This window comes from Streptomyces sp. NPDC031670 (assembly GCF_055580545.1).
Window position 1 is genome coordinate 1 of the sequence record NZ_JBVILC010000020.1, and the last position, 19698, is coordinate 19698.

Here is a 19698-nt window from a genome sequence, read left to right on the forward strand (position 1 = left end):
AGCCACGCCTCCAGGATCTCCTCGGTACGGAACTGCGGGACGCCCCGGACGCTGAAGTGGTTGTCCTCCAGCTTGGAGAAGTCGATGCGCACCCCACCGAAGTGGCCCTGAGCCCATTCGACGTCCCCGAAGCGGGCGAGCAGTCCGCGCTGGTCGAAGACCTCGGCCGCGCGGCGGGTGAAGCCGACACCCCGGGACTCGCCGCTCGGCGCGGGCAACCGGTCGTACACGGCCACGTCCACACCGCCGAGCTTGAGTTCACCGGCCAGCATCAACCCGACCGGTCCGGCCCCAACGATGATTGCGCCCTGAGTCATGTCACACTCCTCGTACACATGTTGAACAGGCCATGGGATAAGTACCGTTGACCGGTCCGCCCCGGATCGGGCCGGTCAGGCGAGGAACTTCAGCAGTTCACGGGTGAGCAGCTCGGGCTGCTCCTCGGGGATGTAGTGGATCGACCGGTCCGCGTGGACCACGCGGACGTCCGGCGCCAGCGTCGGCAGGACCTGCCGGAACTGGTCGTACGTGAGCCGCGAGGCGACACCGAGCACGGGCGCGGTGACCTTGCCGCAGGTCTTCAGGTCCGCGATGTCCTGGTGGGCGGCCTTGTACCAGGCGGTCCCGGCCCGGACGGCGTCCGGCGAGTCGTAGCGCTGCGCGTAGACCGCCCGGTCGAAGTCGGGGACGAGGCTCTGGTCGGGGAGGGAGTTGGCGAAGAGCCAGTCGATGATGTGCCGCATCCGGCCGGCCGCCAGCTGCTCGGGCAGCCCCTGCACCTGGTTGAACGCCCACCACCAGAGGTTGAAGCCCTGGCCGGGGCGGGGCAGCAGCGGGATGTCGTACTGCGTCTCGTCGACGTGGAGGGTGTCGACGACCGAGAGCCTGCGGGTGGCCGAGGGGTGGTTGGCGGCGAAGCTGTACGCCACCATCGCGCCCATGTCGTGGCCGACGATGTTCACCCGGCTGTATCCGAGGGAGCGCACCAGCTCGTACACGTCGCGGGCCATCGTCTTCTTGTCGTAGCCGCCCTGCGGCTTCTCCGAGCCGCCCATCCCCCGGACGTCGACCGCGATGACACGGTGGCTGCGGGCCAGCTCCGGCATGATGTGCCGCCAGGCCCACCAGGTCTGCGGCCAGCCCGCGAGCAGGACCACCGGCTCGCCCGAGCCACCGGTGACGTAGTGCAGCCGTACGCCGTTGGCGTGTGCGTGGCGGCTGCGGAAATCACCGGGGAGGGACCTGGCCAGGGCGGCGTCCGTGGGGACGTGGTGCCCGGGGGCGGCCCCGGCGGGCTCGGCGACGGCAACGCCGCCGGCCATCGCGAGGGCGGCGGACCCGGCGCCCAGGCTGATCATCGTTCTGCGGTCCAGCGACATGCTGCGTCCTACCTGTCATACGGGTGCCTACATGGGGGGACTTGCCGGTGCCAGTGGGGGGTGGCGGGTGTGCGGGGCCGGTGGCCGTCAGCCGCGGAAGGGGCCCGCGTACTCCTCGGCCCACTCGGTGAAGGGCCGCGCGGGGTGGCCGGTGAGCTTCTCGACGTCACCGGTGAGCGGGACCGGGGAGGAGCTGGCCGCCCACAGGTCGAGCAGCGCGTCCGCGACGTCGCCGGGCATGAAGTCGGGCTTGTCCGCGCGCCACACGGCCGGGGGGACCTCGGTGACCGGGATGGACCGGCCCGCGGCGGCCTCGATGGCCGCGATGTGCTGGGTGAAGGTGAGCGCCTCGGGGCCGGTGAGGTGGTACGAACGGCCGCGCAGCGACGGGTCGGTGAGCACCGCGAGCGCCGCCTCGGCGACGTCCCGCTCGTTGACCGGGTCGGCGTAGTTGTTGGGGTAGGGCAGGCCGACCGTGCCGCGCGCCTTGAGCTGCCAGGCCCACGGCATGGCGTTGCTGGCGAGGGCGCCGCAGTTCAGCGGGGTCGAGGTGATCGAGGAGGCGGCGAGCGCCTGCTCGACGGCGAGGTGAGGTGCGGCGATCGGGTTCTCGGCGGCGTCGGGGCGCAGCACCGCGTCGGCGGACATGATGACGACGTGCTCGACACCGGCCTGTTCGGCCCGCTCGACGAACTCGCCGATCGCGGCGGCCTCGCAGTAGAGGAAGACCGAGGTGACCCCGGCGAGCGCGGCGGGGAAGTCCGCGGGCTCGTCGAGCGCCAGCTTCACGGACTCGACGCCCTCGGGCAGCGTGAGCTTCTCGGGGCTGCGCGAGCCGGCGCGTACGGCGACGCCCCGGGCGGCGAGCAGCCGCACGAGGTGCGAGCCGACTTTGCCGCTGCTGCCGGTGACGAGGACGGTCATGGTGGGTTCCCTTTCGACGGTGCTGGGGGTGGGCGTGCGGCCAGGGCCTGTCCGGCGGGTAGGCGCCGGACAGGCCCTCGGCAGGGTGGCGGCCGGTACTGCGGATTCAGCTTCTATCCGGCCACTTGAGCCGCGCCGAACCACCGCTCAAGCGCGTCCCGGAGCTTGCCGCCGTCGGGCGCGGCCCACACGACGTGTCCGTCGGGACGGACGAGTACGGCCTCGGGGTCCTGGTCGGAGGCGGTGCCGGAGGGCACCCACTCGCCGGTGACCACGTCGACGCGGTCCGCCCAGGCCTCGGCGAGCTCGGCGGCCTCACCGGAGTCACCGGTGGTGATCAGGACACCGCGCGCGCTGTGCAGCAGTTCCGCGACCCGGACCCGGCCGCCGTCGGCGCGCTCGATCTCGCGGCCCGGGGCCAGGCGCAGCCCGAGGAGCGGGTGGCCGGTGCCGTCGGTGTCGACGTCGTACCGTACGTCCAGACCGCTGACCAGGCCGGCCAGGTGGCGGGCGGCGTCCGGGATCTGCACCAGCTCGCGCAGTACGGCGCGCAGCGGCTCCATCTCCTCGCCGCTGAGGTAGATCAGGGACTGGGCGAGCGTGTTGCGCAGCAGTTGCTCGCCGACCGGGTGCCGCTCCGCGTGGTAGGTGTCGAGCAGGTCGTCGGGGGCCTGGCCCTTGATGGCCGCGGCCAGCTTCCAGCCGAGGTTGACGGCGTCCTGGAGGCCGACGCTGACGCCCTGGGCGCCCAGCGGCGCGTGGTCGTGGGCGGCGTCGCCGGCGAGGAAGACCCGCCCCTTGCGGTAGTCGGTGGCCTGGCCGGTGGCGTTGGTCAGCGCGCACATCCAGCGGGCGCTCGCGCCGTGGATGTCCTCACCGGTCATGCGCTCCCAGGCGTCGGCGAGTTCGGAGAACCGCAGCTCCCCCTCGCCGTGGTGCGGGCGCACCCCCGGCTCGTGGATGACGATGCGGTCGATGCCCGGCTCCAGGGTGACCGAGAGGACCATGCCGCCGCCCTCGATGCGCTCACCGATGGGGCGCATCCGCAGCCCCGCGCCGACCACGTCGGCCAGGTACATCCCGCGGGTGGCGGGCTCGCCGGGGAAGTCGATGCCGGCGAGGCGGCGGATGGTGGACCGGCCGCCGTCGGTGCCGACGAGGTACTGGGCCGCCTCCTCGCCCGGGCCGTCGGGGCCCTCGTACTCGACGACGACGCCGTCCTCGGTCTCCCGGTAGCCGGTGACCTCGTAGCCGCGGCGGACGGTGACGCCCAGCTCCTCGACCCAGGCGCCGAGGGTCTCCTCGGTACGGGACTGGGCCAGGCCCATGATGCCGTAGTGGCTCTCGTCCAGCTGGTCGAAGTTGATCCGGACGCCGCCGAAGTGGCCCTGCTTGCCCCAGCGGATGTCGCCGAGTTTGGTCAGCAGGCCGCGCTGGTCGAGGACTTCGGCCGTACGGCCGGTGAATCCGAGACCGCGCGATTCTCCGCTCGGGGCCGGAAGCTTGTCGTAGAGGGCGACCTCCACACCGGCAAGGCGGAGTTCTCCGGCGAGCATGAGTCCTACCGGACCGGCCCCGACAACAATTGCGCCCTGGGTCATGTGCGCACTCCTCGTGCAGATGGATGACATGGATCAGCCGATATGGCCGATGCTGGCAGCCACTACCTGAGTACGACTCAAGTCGCGTATGGCGAACGCGGGTTACGCCCGTATGCCGGGCAGGAAACACGGAAACACAGAAACGCGGCACCGCCGGATTCGGTGGTCCGGTGGTGCCGCGTTCGGAGAACGTGCGGTGAATTACGGGGAGCGAATTACGTATTGAGGTTCATGACCCGGTCGACGGCGATCTCCAGGACCACCCGGCCGGGCGGATTCGGCGGCAGCGACCCGTACCGCTCGGCATAGCGCCCCACTCCCTCGGCCACCCGCCGCGGGTCGTCCCGGACCGTGGCCGTGCCCTCCAGGGTGACCCAGGCGAAACCCGCCACCTGACACAGGACGGCCCGGCTGCCCGGGGCGGCCAGCACATTGCGGGCCTTGCGCGAGGTGACCACCGTCATGACCCGCGCCAGCCCCGAAGCCGCGTCCCAGGTGAACCGGACGGGCGCCACATGGGGCGAGCCGTCGGGGCGCAGGGTGGTCAGGGTGGCCACGAGCGGTTGGGTGAGGAAGGCCTCCACCGAGGCGGAGACCTCCACGGCGTTCGTACGCCCTTGGGGCAGCGACATCACGGACACGTCCTTCCAGGCGTTCCCAGCCGGGCGCGGCGCCATGGACGGCCCGGCCCCTTACCGGCCAGTGGCGCTCCTCCGCCAGGTGTCGGAGGAGCGCCACGGCCTGCCCAGCCCTATGCGGCGAGCGGGCGGTTCACAGGGGTCATCACTTCTCGACGCCGGCGGCCTCGGGCGTGCCCGCGGCCTCCGGGTCGGCGGTGCCGTGCGCGTGCGCCGAGCTCATCGACTGGGCGCCCTTCGGCATGAAGAACAGCGCGACGAGCAGCGCGGTGAAGCAGAGGATCGCCGCGGAGAGGAAGGCGTGGTGGTTGGCCGTCGCCTGGATGTCGTGGATCTTGCCGGCGTCGCCACCGGTCTTGGCGAGCTTGTCCTCCAGGCCGTTGTACGCGATGGTCGCGATCACGGCGAGACCGAGGGCGCCACCGGCCTCCTGGCTGGTGTTGATGAGACCGGCGCCGACGCCCGCCTCCTCGTCCGGGATGCCGACGAAGGCGGCGATCTGCAGGGTCACGAAGACCATGCCGCAGCCGAGGCCGAGCAGGATGAACGCGGGGAGCAGGTCGATCACGTACGAACCGTCGGCCGGGGCGCGCCACAGCAGGAGCAGACCGCTGGTGGTCAGGGTCAGACCCACGGCGAGCACCGGGCGGGCCGCCACCTTGGCGATGATGCCGGAGGCGGCACCGGCGCCGAAGGCCACCGAGACGGCGAGCGGCACGTAGGCGAAGCCGGCCTTCATCGGGGAGTACCCGAAGGCCTGCTGCATGAAGAGGCTGGCGAAGAAGAACAGCGCGCCGAAGGTACCGAAGACGAGGATCGCGGAGAGGTTGGCGACGCGCATCGTCTTGAGGCGGAAGATGCGCAGCGGCATCATCGGCGCCTCGACCTTGGTCTCGATGACGATGAAGGCGGAGAGCAGGACGGCGACACCGACCAGGCTGCCGATCGTGCGGGTGGTGCCCCAGCCGACGTTGATGGCCTCACCGAGCGTGAAGATGAGGAGCAGCAGGCCGGCGGTCAGGGTCGCGGCGCCCGCGAAGTCGAAGCGCTGGCGCGGGGCGTCGGACTTCGACTCGGGGACGACCTTCGGGGCGAGGATGGCCAGCGTCACGCCGATCGGCACGTTGATCCAGAAGATCCACTCCCAGCCGGGGCCGTCGGCGAGGACGCCGCCGAGGATCACACCGAGGATGGAGGCGATACCGGCGAGCGAGCCCCACACACCGAGCGCCTTGTTGCGCTCCGCGCCCTCGGGGAAGGTGTTGGTCAGGATCGACAGCGCCGCGGGGGCGATCATCGCGGAGCCCAGGCCCTGGAAGCCGCGGGAGGTGATCAGCATGGCGGCGTTCTGCGCCAGACCCGAGGTGAGCGAGGCGAGCGCGAAGATCAGGAAGCCGCTCATGAGGAACTTGCGCCGGCCGAAGGTGTCGGCGAGCCGTCCGCCGAGCAGCAGGAAGCCGCCGAGCACGGTCGAATAGGCGGTGACGATGTAGTTCAGACTGACATCGGACATGTCGAGGCCGTCCTGAATGGACGGCAGGGCGAGGTTCACGATCGACACGTCGATGAAGACCATGAACTGGCCCAGGCACACAAACGCCAGGATCGCACCGGGCTTGAAACCAGCCCCGGGTCCCGACCGCGCGAGTGAGTCGGCGGCAGCCATTACGAGACTCCTAAACTATGCAGGATCGAGTAGGTGAGAGCGCCCCCGGCGATGCCGGGTGGCTGCCGGACACAACCGCGGTCGGGTACCGAACGCCGCCCGAGAGTTCTGTTCCGGACGCGGGACGAACGTGTCAAAGGCCGCTCTCCATCGGGGGCTTGTCGTACGGGCGCCCCCGAACGAGGGCGACGGACGCCCCGCCGGCGCTGCCCCCCTCGGCTCACCGGCCCGGACTCGTCCGTCACTGATATGACGGATCGCGCGCGACGAATGTGACCGCTGGACGAAAAATAGTTTTAGAACGGCATCTGACCTGCTGCGATGGCCCCGTAGACGTACGAAGGCCCGGGTCCGCCGCAGCGGCCCCGGGCCTTTTCGAACCCTGTACGGCCCGGTCGGGCGCGGGCTCAGGCGTCCAGCAGCACCAGATCGAGCGCGTCCAGACGCGCCGGGTCGGTGATGACCTCGATCTCGGTGATCACCGAGTCGGCGAAGCCGAAGCCCATCACGCGGAAGGTCGGCTTGCCGCGGTCGGCGACCACACCCGGCGAGCCGTCCACCAGGGCGGGTTCGGCGGACTTGGCGAACTGGGCGAAGGTGAGCGCCTGCCGGGCCACCGAGGCGGCGCCGCGCAGCACCGTGCCGCCGGGGCGGTCCGCCGCGTAGGAGCGGGCCACGACGTCGGGGTCGAGCACGGCGACCAGGGCGTCGAAGTCGCCGCCGCGGGCGGCGGTGAGGAACGCCTCCACGACCTCGCGCTGGCGGGTGAGGTCGGGGGCCGGCGGGGTGTTCACGCCCTGGACGCGGCGGCGGGCCCGGCTGGCGAGCTGCCGGGCGGCGGCGGGGCTGCGGTCCACGATGGGCGCGATCTCCTCGAAGGGCACCGCGAACATGTCGTGCAGGACGAACGCGAGGCGCTCGGCGGGGTCGAGCGTCTCCAGCACGACCAGCAGGGCCAGCCCCACCGAGTCGGCCAGGAGCGCCTGGTGCTCCGGGTCGGCGCCGTCCTCCGGCTCCAGGGCGGGCTCGGTGACCTGCGCCTCCAGCGGGTCCTCACGGCGGGCCCGGCGCGAGCGCAGCATGTCCAGGCAGACCCGGCCCACGATCGTGGTCAGCCAGCCCACCAGGTTCTCGATGTCGTCCGTGTCGGAGCGGCTGAGCCTCAGCCACGCCTCCTGAACGGCGTCGTCGGCCTCGCTCAGCGAGCCGAGCATCCGGTAGGCCACCGCTCTCAGATGGCTCCGGTTCTCCTCGAATCGCTGCGCCAGCCACTCGCGCTCGTCCATCGGTCACATCCTTCTGGTTCGCGTTCCGTCAATCCCCTGACGAACCGACCCCGGCAAATGTGACAACGTCCGCCGCCGGCGGGCTCGTTCGCCGGTCCCTGTGCCGGCCAACTCTCGCACACCGCCGGGGATCTGGTCCCCGGCGGCGTACGGTCCGCTACCAGGCCTGGCCGGCCTGCTGGCGGGTGGCGGCGTTGAGGCGGTTGAACAGGTTGACCACGCCGATCTGGAGGACCAGGGCGGCCAGCTGCTGCTCGTCGTAGTGCGCGGCGGCCTCGTTCCACACGGCGTCCGGCACCGCGTCCTCACGGTCGGCGAGCCGGGTGGCGTGCTCGGCGAGTGCCAGCGCCGCCCGCTCGGCGTCGCTGTAGAACGGCGTCTCGCGCCAGGCGCCCACCGAGAAGACGCGCTCCTCGGAGACGCCCGCCTTCCGCGCGGCCTTCGCCGAGGCGTCCAGGCAGGGCCCGCAGCCGTTGATCTGGCTGGCGCGCAGGTGGACCAGTTCGAGGGTGGCCTCGTCGACGCCGGCCCTGCGGATCGACTTGATCAGCCCCAGAATGGCCGTCATGGCCTCGGGCAGCACCTGCGCCGGGTTGTTCATCCGGGGGGTGGACATCGTTGACTTCCTTCAGCAGTGCGGGCGGGGAGATGCGGTGGGGGGAGTGGGGGGACGTTCCTACCAGGGCAGGACGCCCTGGTCCTGGACGAACGTGGCGGTGGGGCCGTCCGCGTCCAGGGTGGCGAGCCGCACGGCGATCGCCGCGCCCTGCTCGGCCGACTTGTAGCCCTCGCCCCCGGTGATGTCGGTGCGGCACCAGCCCGGGTCGACCGCGTTGACCTTGATCGGGGTGTCCCACAGCTCCTTGGCGTAGGACACCGTGATCATGTTCAGCGCGGTCTTGGAGGAGTTGTACGGCAGGTTGTTCACGTGCCAGATCGGGTGGTCCTGGTCGAGCACGTTGGTGAGCGAGCCCATCTCGCTGGACTGGTTGACGATCCGGGCCGCCGGTGACTTGCGCAGCAGCGGCAGGAACGCGTTGGTCACCGCCACCACGCCGAAGACGTTCGTCTCGTATACCGAGCGCATCGTCTCCAGCGAGGTGACGCTGGGCTTCCCGTCCTCGTGCGAGACCGTGATGCCGGCGTTGTTCACCAGGATGTCGAGCTTGCCGTAGGCCAGGTCGATATAGGTGGCGGCCTTCTTGATGCTCTCCGGGTCCGTCACGTCTATCCGTACGAAAGGCTGGCCGAGCTTCTCGGCCGCGACCTTGCCGAGTTCCTCGTCCCGTGCGCCCACGATCGCGGTGATTCCCAGCTCGCCGAGCTGGCGCGCGATCTCGAATCCGATTCCTTTGTTGGCACCTGTGATGAGGGCGATGGTCTTCATGGGGGGAATCCTTACAGTCGGGTCTTGATCTCCACTTGAATGCAAGTGGTTCGAGCGGGTCAGCTCGCCGCGGCCTGGGGGCGCCGGGGCTTGGACCAGTTACGGGTGATGGGGCGCTCGACGAGTGCGTACAGCGCCCAGGAGGCCAGCAGGGCGATCGTGAATTCCACGAGCACGATGCCGATGGTCTGCGGCACCGAGTACATCTCGTGACCGAGCCACTTGCGTCCATAGGCGAGGACCACGAAGTGGACGAGATAGAAGGCGAACGAGACTTCGCCGAGCCAGATCATCACGCGATTTCGGAAGGGCGTGAATTGGTTCTTCGCGTCGGCCACGGCGGCGGCGGCGATGAGGAAGATGATGGGGATGATGGTCATGGACCGCTGCGAGTAGAGGAACGGCACATGGGAGCACCACACATAGCTTCCGGCCAGCAGCACGGTCGACCAGGTCATACCGATGTTCCACCAGCGGCCGTTGAGCACCGCCTGCGCGACGAGCATGCCGAGCGCGAAGTCGAGCAGCCGCACGGGCGGGAAGTTGTACGCGAACCAGTACTGCTCGGTGGAGGCGCGGGCGCCGAGCGCGAGACCGCCGGGGAAGTTGGGGTTGTCCGGCAGCAGGAGGTAGGTGAAGAACGGTGTCGCGATGATGGCCGCCGTCACACCGGATATCCAGTACTTGAGGTGTTCGGCCCGGATGCGGCGGAACACCTTGTGCAGCAGCGGGAAGGCGAGATAGAAGAGCAATTCGCAGCCCAGCGACCAGCTCGGCTGGTTCACACTGGAGATCACGTCGAACTTCGGGAACCAGACGTGCACCATGAGCAGGTTGAGTATCGCGGTGCGGGTCGGCGTATAGGCGGAGGCGAAGAGGACCATCGCGAGCAGCCAGGTGATCGCGTAGTTCGGGTAGATCTTCACGAGCCGGCGGCGCCAGAAGGCGCGGGTGGTGTCCGTTTCCCGGACGGCCCAGGTGAGCACGAATCCGCTGAGGACGAAGAAGAACGTGACGCCGAGGGCGCCCGCGTTGCGTGTGACGTCGAACCAGTCCATCGCGGCGCCGTCGTCCTTGACCAGACGCAGGAACGGGAACGGCAGTCCGGTGTGGTTGAGGAAGACCAGGAGGGCCGCGGGGAAGCGCAGTCCGGTCAGCGAGGGCAGCCGGGTCGCCTCGGGGCGCAGCCAGCCGTCCCGGGTGGCGACCGTGCGTAACCCGGTCGACTTCCCCAGGCGCGCGGTCCGCGGCCGGCTGGACGCTCCGGCCGCCGCGGTCGGCGGCCCGGCGCCGATCGTGTCGCCTTGAGTCATGGCAAACCCTCCTGAAGGCATGGGGAGTTGGCCTCTCGCCCCGACAGGAGAGAGGTCCTCGGCACATCCGATCGTCGCCCACCGCAAGGGAGCGGCCCTTGAGCGGTGCCCCGGGCCCCATCAAGGATCTTGATGATCGCGCTCCGCTTCAAGGCGGGGCCGCCCGGGACAGCGCGGACTTCGGCCACGAACCACAGGAACCGGCCGCCCGGGTACAGAAACGGGCGGCTCCACGTCAGAGGAACGTCAGAGAAACGTCAAATCCCGGCCACACGTGGTCTTGCTCACATTCGCCCCGCACCCGGCCGCCGGCCGCCTCAGACCGGCATCGGCTCGAAGTCCCAGTACGGCCGCGCCCCGCTCCTCATGTACGCGCTCTGGCGGTGGCTCTCGCCCAGGACCCCGGTCAGGGTCGCCACCGCGTCCCGGAGCAGCTCGGCGGCCTGGGCCCGGCGGCCCAGCGCCCGCAGGTCCTGGGCGAGGCCCGCCTGGAGGTTGACCGAGAGGACGTGCGTCTGGCCCACCGAGGTGACCGCCCGCACCAGCGCGGAGCGGCCGAGCTCGGCCGCGCCCGGCAGATCACCGTCGGCCGCCCGCGCGGACGCGGTGTTCAGGGCGCAGCCCAGCGTCCAGGGGTGGACATGGCCCAGCACCCGGGTGAAGGCCCGCAGATTGCGCTCGGCCAGCTCGCGCGCGGGGCCGTGCTCGCCCTGCTCGCGCAGCACCAGGGCCACGTTGTCGCGCGCCCCGATCGTGTACGGGTGGTCCGCGCCCAGCAGCCGTTCGTATCCGGCGGCTGCCTCCGAGGCCAGCCGGTGCGCCTCGTCGAGACGGCCGAGCTCACGCAGGAGCATGGCGTAGTCGCAGGTGTACGCGGTCGCCTCGGCGCGCCGCAGCATCGCCTCCCGGGCCTCGCGCAGCAGCCCCCGGGCCCGCTCGGGCTCGCCGTCGCGGCGCAGGCAGAGGGCCAGGTTGTGCTGGGCCATCAGGGTCTGCGGGTGGTCGGCGCCCAGCACCTGGCGGTGCAGGCGGTGGTTGTACTCCTGGATGGTCAGCGCCTCCCCGTACCGGCCCATCAGCCGGAGCATCTGGGCGGTGAACGAGCCGCACTGGAGGGTGAGGTGGTCCTTGCCGCCCAGGACGGAGATGCACTCCTCCAGGACCTCCTCGTGGCGCGAGAGCGATTTGGCGTAGTGGCCCTGGAGGGCCAGGGTGACCGCCAGGTTGTGGCGGATCGCGAGGAGCCGGGGCACCTTCCAGTCGCCGAGCAGGGCGGCGGTCTCCCCCGCCGCCTCCTCGAACAGGGCGCGCGCCTCGGCGTACTTGCCCAGCACCATCAGGGTGCCGCCCAGGCCGTTCTTGGCGCGGACCACCTCGATGCCGCCGCGGCCCTCGGCCATCAGCCGCCGGAGCGTGCCGCGGCCCAGCTCCTCAGCACGCCCGTACTCCCCCAACTGGCGGTAGTTGTGCGCGAGTTGATGGGTGGCGACCAGGACCAGACCGTCGGTGGGGCCGGACACCGGACGCCAGGACTCCACCGCGAGGCCGCTGAGCCGGCGCCCCTCGCGGAACTCGCCGCGCACCCGCAGGTACTCGATGCAGTTGAGGACCAGCCGACGCACGTCCGGGTCGGTGGAGGTGAGCGCGCCGGAGGGCTCCAGATGCGGGATGAGCTCGGCGTACCGCGGCCAGTTGTGGGCGCCTGCCGGGTCGCGCGGGTCGGCGGCGACCAGCACCCGGCAGGCGGTGGCGGTGGCCCGCTCGTGCTCCTGCTCGGGCAGGCCGGCGCGCACGAAGCGGTGCAGCAGCCGGTGGATGCGCAGGGAGCCGACGGTACGGGTGCCGAGCCGGCCGGGGTCGTCGTACTCCAGCGGGGTGGAGGTGACCCGGGAGAGCGTGCGCAGCGCCGAGTTCCAGCTGCTGGGGTCGGTGACCAGGGCGGCGAGGTGCGGGGGCAGATCGCTCACCCGGGCGTTCTGCAGCAGGCGCAGCGGTACGGAGTCCGGCGAGAAGTGGGCGAGGAGCTTGAGCAGCTCCCAGGCCTCGGCGGACGTCTCGTTCAGGCTGTTCAGCGTCCGGGACCAGGCGGCCTGGAAGCTCGCCGGGTACTCGCGCGAGGGCGTGGTGGAGACGGTGTGCGGATCGTCCTGGCTGATCCCGCGCACATAGTCGGCGACGGAGGCCGCCGGGTTGTTGGCGATCCAGGTGGCGGTCTGGTCGAGCAGCAGCGGCAGGTCCTGCACGGCCTCCGCGAGCCGGTCCGCCTCCTGCTCGCCCAGGCGCTCGGCACGGCGCCGGGCGAAGGCGACGCTCTCCTCGCGGTCGAAGGGCGGCAGCTGCACCAGCTGGGCGCCGAGGCCCGGCCACTCGGGCGAGTTGGCGGTGACCAGGACGTGCCCGGGGCCCTCGGGGACCAGCTCCCCGACCGCCTCCGGGCTCTCCGCACCGTCGAAGACCACCAGCCAGCGGCGGCAGGACGTCTCCAGCGCGCCCCGCACGGCCGTGATGACCTCGCCCAGACGGCTTCCCTGGGGCAGGCCGAGCGCCGGGGCGAGCGCCGCGAAGCCCTCACGGGCACTGGCCTTGGCGGCGGCGCCGACCCACCAGACGATGTCGTACTCGCCGGCGAACCGGTGCACGTACTCCATCGCGGCCTGCGTCTTGCCGACCCCGCTCAGACCGTGCACCACCACCCGGCCGCCGTCCTCGCCGGCGGCGGCCAGGATGTCGTGGATGCGCTCGAAGGCGTCCTCGCGGCCGGTGAACTGGCGGTTGCGGCGCGGCGCGTTCCAGATCGCCGGCCGGTCGTCGGGGAAGCGGATGGCCCGCTCCAGGACCACCCCGCCGGGGCGGCCGGCCGGACCCGCGCACTCCAGGACCCGGCGGCGCGCCTCGTCGGGGCCGACCCCGCGCAGCCCGATCGGGCGCAGGGTGGCGGCGGCGGGCGGCAGCGGCCTGGCGGTGACGGTGACGGCGGCGACGCGGTCGCGGTGCTGGGGCAGGGTGTCGCGCAGCAGCCGGGCCCAGCCCTGGTACTTCTCCGAGTCGAACCGCAGGTACCAGTCGTCCAGGACGACCAGGATGCGGCCGGGCGGCTCCAGCAGGTCGGCGAGGGCGGAGTCGGCGGGCTTGAGGTGCAGCGGATCCCACCGGATGAGCACGGCGGGGTGCCCCGCCCGCTCCAGCTGCTGCCCGATCCAGTCGGCCCAGGCCTGGCTCTGCCCGGCGAAGAGCACGGTGACGCGGGGTGACTCCTCGGCCGGCTCGGGCGGCGTGGGCTCCACGGCGCCCTCGTGGTCGGACATGCGGCGGACTCCCTCGGCTCGGGCCGGCAGCTGCTGGATGTGCGCGCACCCTCAATTGTGCGTCACGAAACGGTGGTTGAGCAGGAGTTGACGGTCACGGGCCTCCCCGTCGGCGCGCGTCGGCGTCCGCGAGCCGGGCCGCGATGTGGCGGATGAGCCGCTCCAGGTCGGCGCAGTAGACGCTGGGATGCAGGAACCCGCTGTACGGGGCGTAGCGGTGCGCGTAGTTGCCGCCCCCGCACACCTCCCGTACCGGGCACACCGCGCAGTCGTGCGACAGTCCGGCGGCTCCCAGTTGGCGGGCGGCGAGGCCGGGGTGGCGCAGTGCCCGGTCGAAGGAGTGGCGGAAGACGTCGAGGCCGGTCGCGGAGGCGCCCTCGTACGCCGAGCGCAGCGCGCCCGTCTGCTCGATCGCGCCGTCCGTGTCCACCACCACGGCCACCATCGGGGAGAGCCCCACCGATTCGACCGTGCTGGGCACGCCGAGGAGCAGCGCCACGATCTCCTGGAAGAGCCGCACCCCGGTCCGCATCCGGTCGTCGTCCCACCACAGGTCGAAGACCCGCACCAGCCAGTCCCCGTACGGGGTGGGGCGCGGGCGCCGCCCGGGTACCGGGGCGGGGGCGATCCCCGGGGGCGGGGCGGCCCAGTTGCCGTGCGGCAGGAGCAGGTCGATGCCGGGCGGGCCGAGGGCGAGCAGCGAGCGGTAGACGTCCGCCGGGTCGGTGGCGAGGTCGACGGTGCACAGGATGCCCGCGTACGCGCCGGGGCGCCGGGCGAGCAGCCGGGCGGCCTCGGCGACGGCGGGCCAGGAGGAGCGGCCCCGGCGGTCGGTGCGCCGGGTGTTGAGCCGGGCCGCGCCCCCGTCCAGGCTGAGCCCGACCCGGACGCGCCCGGCGGCGAGGCGGTCGAGGGTGCGGGGGGTGAGCAGGGTGCCGTTGGTCTGTACGGTCGCGGTGACCTCGCAGCCGCCGGGCACCACGCCCCGGACCGCCTCGCGCACGGCCCGGCGCACCTCGGCCGCGTACGCCAGGACGGGACCGGCGCCGCCGAGCAGCGGTTCGCCGCCGTGCAGGTCGATGCGGAGCGCGGTGAGGCGGTGGGCGGCGGCGTGCTCGGCGATGCGCCGGGCGGTGCGGCGCACGGTCGCCTCGGGGACCCGGGCCGGGCGCTCGCGCCAGCTCGCGTCCTGGCCGCGGTAGATGTAGCAGTAGTCGCAGGCGAGGTTGCACCGGCTGTGCACCTTCAGCACGAACTGGCGCAGCGGTACGGGCCGCACGGCGTCCGGATCGAGTTCGCGGTGCGGCCAGCGGGGCTCCCCGGCGGTGGTCACGGCGCCTGCCCGGGACCGTCGTCGCCGGGGCGGGCGGAGGGCGTGTCGGCGAAGTACGCGCCGGGCGCGTCCGGGGCCGCCCCGGCGGCCGGGGCGTCGCTGAAGTAGGCCACGGCGGGTCCCTGGGGACCGGGCCGCCGGCGCAGGTCGGCGAGGACGGCGGCCAGGACCGGGTGGGCGCACTCGTGCGGGGCGCGGGCCGCCAGGGGGCGCAGGACCGGCAGCGCCGCGGGGTCCGGCAGCGCCCTTCCCCCCTCGGTCGCGGTCGCCGTCACGACGCTCCCAGCTCGCCGTCGAGCCGGTCGGTCGCCGCCCGGCTCAGGGCCTCCGCCTCGTCGCGCGCGGCTCCCTCGGGCGCGGCGGAAAGGACACGCAGTACTTCGTGGTGCTCCTGCTGTGCCCGGGCCGGGCCCGCCGTCCGCTCCAGGAGCAGCGCCCGCGTCTGGCGCGCCCTGGCCTCGGTCAGCGGCTCCCCGGCCGCGTGGCTCTCCCGCGCCGCCCGCAGCGCGTGGTCGGCCGCCTCGCCGAGCCGGGCGGGCGAGCCGGTCCGCTCGGACAGCAGCCGCAGCACCTCGGCGCGCAGCAGCCAGATCCGGGCGAGGAGCGTGCTGCGGTCGGTGGCCCGGGCCGCCGCGCCCAGGATCCAGTGGGCCTCGTGCAGATCGGAGAGGATCTCCTCGGCGTGGAAGCGCAGGACGTGCGCGACGCCCAGCAGATAGCGGCGGCGGGCCAGTTCGGGGTCGGACTCGGAGGTCTCGTCGAGCGCCCGGCGCAGCGCGCGCACCGCGCCCCGGGCGTCCTCGACGGAGTCCTTGGCGCGGGCGCGCGCGGTGAGCGCGTCGCCGAGCTCGGTGAAGGCGGCGGCGCGGCGCGGGTCGTCCGGGTCCATCAGCTCCAGCGCCTCCGACCAGGCCACCACGGCCGAGTCGAGGTGGGTGCGGCTGCGGGTCGACTCGTACCGCTCGCGCAGCACCTTCGCCATCCGCAGCAGGCACACGGTCTGGGCCTCGCGGTCGGGGCCCGCGTAGCGGCGGGCCTGGTCGAGGGCCTGGAGGACGGTGAGCCGGCCGGCGTCGTCGTCGGACCCGGTCCCGGAGAGCTCCACGGCGTCGGCGACGTCCAGCCAGGCCCGGCTCACCTCGGCGTCGCTCACCGAGCCCGGCGCCAGGGTCTCGAACCCGGCGTAGAGGTCGGTGGCCGCCCGCTCGGCGTACGCGCGGGCGGTGGCCGCGGCCTCCTCGCCGGGACCGGCGGCGGCGCGGCGGGCGAGGGCGAGCAGCAGCGCGCCGCGCAGCAGCAGGACTCCCGCGGCGCGGTCCTCCCTCAGGAGCGCGTCGGTCACCTGGACGGCGTTGACCAGGCAGCCGCCCGCCCACGCCGGCTCCAGCTCCGCCAGCCGCCGCAGCACCCGCACCCGGGCCAGCGAGGCGGCCCGCCAGTCGGCGCGCTGGGTGGCGGAGGCCGGAGGGATGCCGCTGACCAGGGCGAGGCTGCTGTGCGCGCGGTTGAGCAGATGCAGGGCGACCTCGTGGGGCGAGCGCGCCTGCGGGGGCCGCGGTTCGGCGCCGGTCCCCGCGACGGCCGCGGGCACCTCGGGGGCGGCGGGGGCCGCGGGCAGCCGCCAGGTCTCGCCCGGCCGTCCCGGCGGCCCCTGCGGCTCGGTCAGCGCCCGCAGCCACCACGCCTCGTCCGCCCCGGCCCGGCCCGACTCCGCCTCGTCCGCCATCGCCTCCAGGACGCGGGCGAGGGTGAGGTGGGCGCGGCGCTCGTGCGGCAGGGCGTTCTCCACGGCGGACAGCGCCTCGCCCAGGTCCTCGCCCAGGCGCCGCAGCTCCCAGCGCAGCAGCAGGGCCTGGGCCAGCTCCCCGTACAGATAGGCCCGTTCGGCGACGCGCTTCTCGGCGCGCACGGCGGCGCTCAGCAGCTGGACGCCCATGTCGAGGTCGCGGACCGTGCCGTACGAGCGGAAGCGGTCGAGGCAGTCGTGGGCCCGGTCGGACAGCTCGCGCGGCCCGGCGCCGCCGCCGCCCGGCTGGACGAACTGGTCGGGCCGGCCGAAGCGCCGCAGCACCTGCGCCGAGACCCGGGCGAAGACCCGCAGCCGGGAGTCGTCGACGGGGCCGGCGGGCGCGCTGCCGCCGGGGTCGACCGAGCCGGCGAGGACGGCCGCGGCGAGCGCGGGGAAGTTGCGCACGGTCCGCCCGTAGCGCCGCTCCACGTACTCCGAGCAGTGCTTCAGGACGAGGATCGCGCTTCCGGCGCCGAGCAGTTCCAGCAGCTCCTCGCGGACCCCGTCCAGGAAGACGTAGCCGGGCAGGCCCGGGCCGCTCTCCTCGTCGTCGGTCCGCAGCAGCCCGCTGAGCAGCACCTCGGCCAGCACCTCGGGGCCGCTGTCGACCAGCATCGCCCGCTGGACCAGCTGCATCACGGGCAGCACCAGCGGCGCCGCCGACAGACAGGCGGCGAGCTGGGCCGCGTCCGGTGAGGCGGTGGCGCAGAAGGCGGCGACCCGCTCGGCGGGGCTGAGGTCCTGCTCGGCGCGGGCGCTGCCGGAGGCGGGGGCGTGGTCGGCGCGGACCCGGCCGACTGCCGCCTCCATGGTCTGCTCGGCGGAGCCGCTCACCAGCCGGGCCCAGGCGCCGAACGACGACTGGCGCAGGGCGAGCACGGGGACCGGCACCCCCCGGGCGTCCCGGCCCCGCTCGGGCCTGCGCGGCTCGAACTCCAGCCGCCCGGCCGGGCCCTCGCGGCGCCGCAGCACCCCCTGCCGGGTGGGCAGATGGGTGGAGCGCCACATCCGCTGCGGCAGCGGCTGGACCACGGCGAGCGGGGCCGTGCGCGCCCAGCCGTACAGCAGCCGCTGGAGCCGGCCGCTGCGCCACATGGGGCCCGCGCAGTCGCTGAGCAGCAGGGTGAGCCGGCGTCCGCCCGGGTCCCCGAGCTCGGACGGGTCGACGAGGTGGCCCCCGCCGTGGACGCCGGTGCCCACGCGCGGCCGGCCGTCCTCGCCCTCGTGCAGAAAGTGCGTCCGCACCTCGCGGAAGGCCCCGGCCCGCTCGCAGACCTGGCGCAGCTCGTCGAGGGTCTGCTCCCACACCACGGTCGAGGAGGACACGTCCATCACCAGGGCGAGCCGGGCCTGGCGGCGGCGGTCGGGCCGCAGCACCGGCAGGATCAGGCCGGTCTCCGCCGCCCGGTCGGCGGTGGCCTGCTCGTCGAGACGGCGGCCGGTGGGGCGGGTGGGCGGCCGGTAGTGCTGCAGGGGGCGCAACGCCCGCTGCAACGCGCTCGGTTCGGGCAGGGTGGCCGCGGCGGGCGCCGCCACCCGCACCCCGTCCGGGCCGGCCGGCGGATGTGCGCCCTCGGCGCCCCGGCCGGAACCGGCGCCGGGTCCGGGGGTGAACAGATCGGCCCCTGCCCCTGGCCCAGGGGTGCCGGAGCCGCCGGGACCGCCCTCGTCGGAGAGGTGCTCGGCGGTCGCGGAGGCCGCCGCGTCGGCGGGATCGGGCGGTTTGACGCCGGGGCCGCCGGGGACCGGGGGCACCGTCTCGGCCGCCCGGGGACCGGGCCGGGTGAGGGGCCCGGCGAACCCCGCCAGCCACAGCGCGTCCGCCAGCTCCTGGGCGGTCGGCTGGATCTCCGCCTCGCGCAGACGCGCCACCAGGGCTGTGAGCGTGGAGGTCACGGCGTTCCTGGCGGGGCGCGGGCCCGGGGCGGCGGTCATCGGGGTCACCGCTGCCTGGTGTCCAGCGGGCGCAGCAGCAGCTCGGCTATCTCCTCGCGCCGCTCCGGCTCCTCCTCGCTCACCTGCTGGGTGAGGAAGATGGCGTTCAGGAGCTGGTCGGTGGGGCGCAGCTCGCCGTTGCCGTCGTCGCGGGTGAAGCGGGTGAGCAGATCGACGTTGCGCTCGTCGGCGCCGGGCCCGAAGTGGGCCTGGACGAAGGCCGCCAGCCGCTCCTCGCGGGGCGGGTCCAGGTGCAGATGGATACAGCGGCGCAGCAGCGGCGCCGGGAAGTCGCGCTCGCCGTTGCTGGTCAGGACGGTGACGGGGAAGGCGCGGCAGCGGATCCTGCCGTTCGGCACCGCCACCCGCCGCCCGTCGTCGGTGAGGACGTCGACCACGTCGCGGCCGGGCCGGTCGGCGATCCGCTCCAGCTCGGGTATCGGGAACTCGCCCTCCTCCAGCACGTTCAGCAGGTCGTTGGGGAGGTCGATGTCGCTCTTGTCGAGCTCGTCGATGAGCAGGACGCGGGGGCGCTCGGCGGGCAGCAGCGCGGTGCCGAGCGGGCCGAGGCGGATGTAGCGGCCGATGTCTTCGGCCTGGCCGTCGGCGAGCTGCGCGTCGTGCAGCCGTCCGATGGCGTCGTAGGTGTAGAGGCCGTCCCTGAGCTCGGTGCGGCTGATGACGGGCCACTGCAGGACGCGGCCCAGGCCCAGTTCGTACGCGATCGAGTGCGCCAGCGTCGACTTGCCCGAACCCGGCTCGCCGGTGATCAGCAGCGGGCGGCGCAGATAGAGCGCCGCGTTGATCAGCTGGAGGGTCTCGGCGTCGTGCGCGGACAGCTCCGAGACGCGGTCGCCGAGCCGGCGCTCGGAGGCGATGTCGATGTCCGGCACGGTGTACGGACGGGGCTCGCCGCCGAAGGTGCGCCAGCGGGGCGGCGGGGGCAGGGTGTTGATCCGCTCGGGATCCGGCGCCCCGAGGCCCCGGTAGATCAGCCAGTCGTCCATCGCTCGCTCCTCGTCGACGGTCGGCGGGGCACCACTTCTTGGCCACGTGTCGTTGCGGGTCGAAGTCTCGTTGCGAGTCGAGGTCCAGTCGGAACGTACCCACTCCCGGGCCGACGAAAGGCGTTTGCCCCGCCC

General features: G+C 73.2%; 15 protein-coding genes. All 15 read right to left on the bottom strand.

Annotated features, from left to right (window positions below):
* On the bottom strand, positions 1-317 hold a 317-nt coding region (locus ACZ5ID_RS29095; RefSeq protein ID WP_468903708.1), incomplete at its 3' end, for an FAD-dependent monooxygenase.
* A gap of 75 nt (positions 318-392) precedes the next feature.
* A complete protein-coding gene (locus ACZ5ID_RS29100; RefSeq protein WP_468903710.1) occupies positions 393-1379 on the bottom strand; it encodes an alpha/beta fold hydrolase in 987 nt (328 codons plus the stop codon).
* Positions 1380-1466: 87 nt separating this feature from the next.
* Complete coding sequence (locus ACZ5ID_RS29105; RefSeq protein ID WP_468903713.1) at positions 1467-2303, bottom strand: NAD(P)H-binding protein; 837 nt, start codon at positions 2301-2303, stop codon at positions 1467-1469.
* A gap of 113 nt (positions 2304-2416) precedes the next feature.
* The gene (locus tag ACZ5ID_RS29110) at positions 2417-3904 is read right to left on the bottom strand and encodes an FAD-dependent monooxygenase (protein ID WP_468903715.1); all 1488 of its coding nucleotides are present in this window, start codon (positions 3902-3904) and stop codon (positions 2417-2419) included.
* Between the two features lie 215 nt (positions 3905-4119).
* A complete protein-coding gene (locus ACZ5ID_RS29115) occupies positions 4120-4536 on the bottom strand; it encodes a pyridoxamine 5'-phosphate oxidase family protein (protein ID WP_406555568.1) in 417 nt (138 codons plus the stop codon).
* Positions 4537-4687: 151 nt separating this feature from the next.
* On the bottom strand, positions 4688-6208 hold the full coding sequence (locus ACZ5ID_RS29120; RefSeq protein ID WP_468903718.1) for an MFS transporter: 1521 nt from the start codon (positions 6206-6208) through the stop codon (positions 4688-4690).
* A 407-nt stretch (positions 6209-6615) separates the two neighbouring features.
* Positions 6616-7494 (bottom strand): sigma-70 family RNA polymerase sigma factor, encoded by an 879-nt coding sequence (locus ACZ5ID_RS29125; protein WP_468903720.1) that lies wholly within the window; start codon positions 7492-7494, stop codon positions 6616-6618.
* Positions 7495-7651: 157 nt separating this feature from the next.
* On the bottom strand, positions 7652-8110 hold the full coding sequence (locus ACZ5ID_RS29130; RefSeq protein WP_468903722.1) for a carboxymuconolactone decarboxylase family protein: 459 nt from the start codon (positions 8108-8110) through the stop codon (positions 7652-7654).
* A gap of 60 nt (positions 8111-8170) precedes the next feature.
* Positions 8171-8881 carry an SDR family oxidoreductase gene (locus ACZ5ID_RS29135; protein ID WP_468903724.1) on the bottom strand — a complete coding sequence of 237 codons (711 nt, stop codon included), beginning with the start codon at positions 8879-8881 and terminating at the stop codon, positions 8171-8173.
* A gap of 59 nt (positions 8882-8940) precedes the next feature.
* Positions 8941-10194: an acyltransferase family protein gene (locus ACZ5ID_RS29140; RefSeq protein ID WP_468903726.1), complete on the bottom strand. Its 1254-nt coding sequence runs from the start codon at positions 10192-10194 to the stop codon at positions 8941-8943.
* Between the two features lie 317 nt (positions 10195-10511).
* Positions 10512-13499, bottom strand: a complete 2988-nt coding sequence (fxsT, locus tag ACZ5ID_RS29145) for an FxSxx-COOH system tetratricopeptide repeat protein (protein WP_468903728.1) — start codon at positions 13497-13499, stop codon at positions 10512-10514.
* A gap of 94 nt (positions 13500-13593) precedes the next feature.
* A complete protein-coding gene (locus tag ACZ5ID_RS29150; protein ID WP_468903730.1) occupies positions 13594-14832 on the bottom strand; it encodes an FxsB family cyclophane-forming radical SAM/SPASM peptide maturase in 1239 nt (412 codons plus the stop codon).
* Positions 14829-15107, bottom strand: a complete 279-nt coding sequence (locus ACZ5ID_RS29155) for a hypothetical protein (protein WP_468903732.1) — start codon at positions 15105-15107, stop codon at positions 14829-14831. Before ACZ5ID_RS29155 ends, ACZ5ID_RS29150 begins: the two co-directional genes overlap by 4 nt.
* Positions 15104-18517 (bottom strand): SAV_2336 N-terminal domain-related protein, encoded by a 3414-nt coding sequence (locus ACZ5ID_RS29160; RefSeq protein WP_468903734.1) that lies wholly within the window; start codon positions 18515-18517, stop codon positions 15104-15106. The genes ACZ5ID_RS29155 and ACZ5ID_RS29160 overlap by 4 nt, the downstream gene beginning before the upstream one ends.
* A gap of 44 nt (positions 18518-18561) precedes the next feature.
* Positions 18562-19563 (bottom strand): AAA family ATPase, encoded by a 1002-nt coding sequence (locus tag ACZ5ID_RS29165; RefSeq protein WP_468903736.1) that lies wholly within the window; start codon positions 19561-19563, stop codon positions 18562-18564.
* Positions 19564-19698 lie beyond the last annotated feature (135 nt).

What these genes read in the sequence shown, in the direction of transcription:
- ACZ5ID_RS29110 (WP_468903715.1), bottom strand. Translation starts at nt 3,904, where the DNA reads ATGACCCAGGGCGCAATTGTTGTCGGGGCCGGTCCGGTAGGACTCATG.
- ACZ5ID_RS29125 (WP_468903720.1), bottom strand. Translation starts at nt 7,494, where the DNA reads ATGGACGAGCGCGAGTGGCTGGCGCAGCGATTCGAGGAGAACCGGAGC.
- ACZ5ID_RS29130 (WP_468903722.1), bottom strand. Translation starts at nt 8,110, where the DNA reads ATGTCCACCCCCCGGATGAACAACCCGGCGCAGGTGCTGCCCGAGGCC.
- ACZ5ID_RS29100 (WP_468903710.1), bottom strand. Translation starts at nt 1,379, where the DNA reads ATGTCGCTGGACCGCAGAACGATGATCAGCCTGGGCGCCGGGTCCGCC.
- ACZ5ID_RS29120 (WP_468903718.1), bottom strand. Translation starts at nt 6,208, where the DNA reads ATGGCTGCCGCCGACTCACTCGCGCGGTCGGGACCCGGGGCTGGTTTC.
- ACZ5ID_RS29135 (WP_468903724.1), bottom strand. Translation starts at nt 8,881, where the DNA reads ATGAAGACCATCGCCCTCATCACAGGTGCCAACAAAGGAATCGGATTC.
- ACZ5ID_RS29115 (WP_406555568.1), bottom strand. Translation starts at nt 4,536, where the DNA reads ATGTCGCTGCCCCAAGGGCGTACGAACGCCGTGGAGGTCTCCGCCTCG.
- ACZ5ID_RS29165 (WP_468903736.1), bottom strand. Translation starts at nt 19,563, where the DNA reads ATGGACGACTGGCTGATCTACCGGGGCCTCGGGGCGCCGGATCCCGAG.
- ACZ5ID_RS29140 (WP_468903726.1), bottom strand. Translation starts at nt 10,194, where the DNA reads ATGACTCAAGGCGACACGATCGGCGCCGGGCCGCCGACCGCGGCGGCC.
- ACZ5ID_RS29105 (WP_468903713.1), bottom strand. Translation starts at nt 2,303, where the DNA reads ATGACCGTCCTCGTCACCGGCAGCAGCGGCAAAGTCGGCTCGCACCTC.
- fxsT (WP_468903728.1), bottom strand. Translation starts at nt 13,499, where the DNA reads ATGTCCGACCACGAGGGCGCCGTGGAGCCCACGCCGCCCGAGCCGGCC.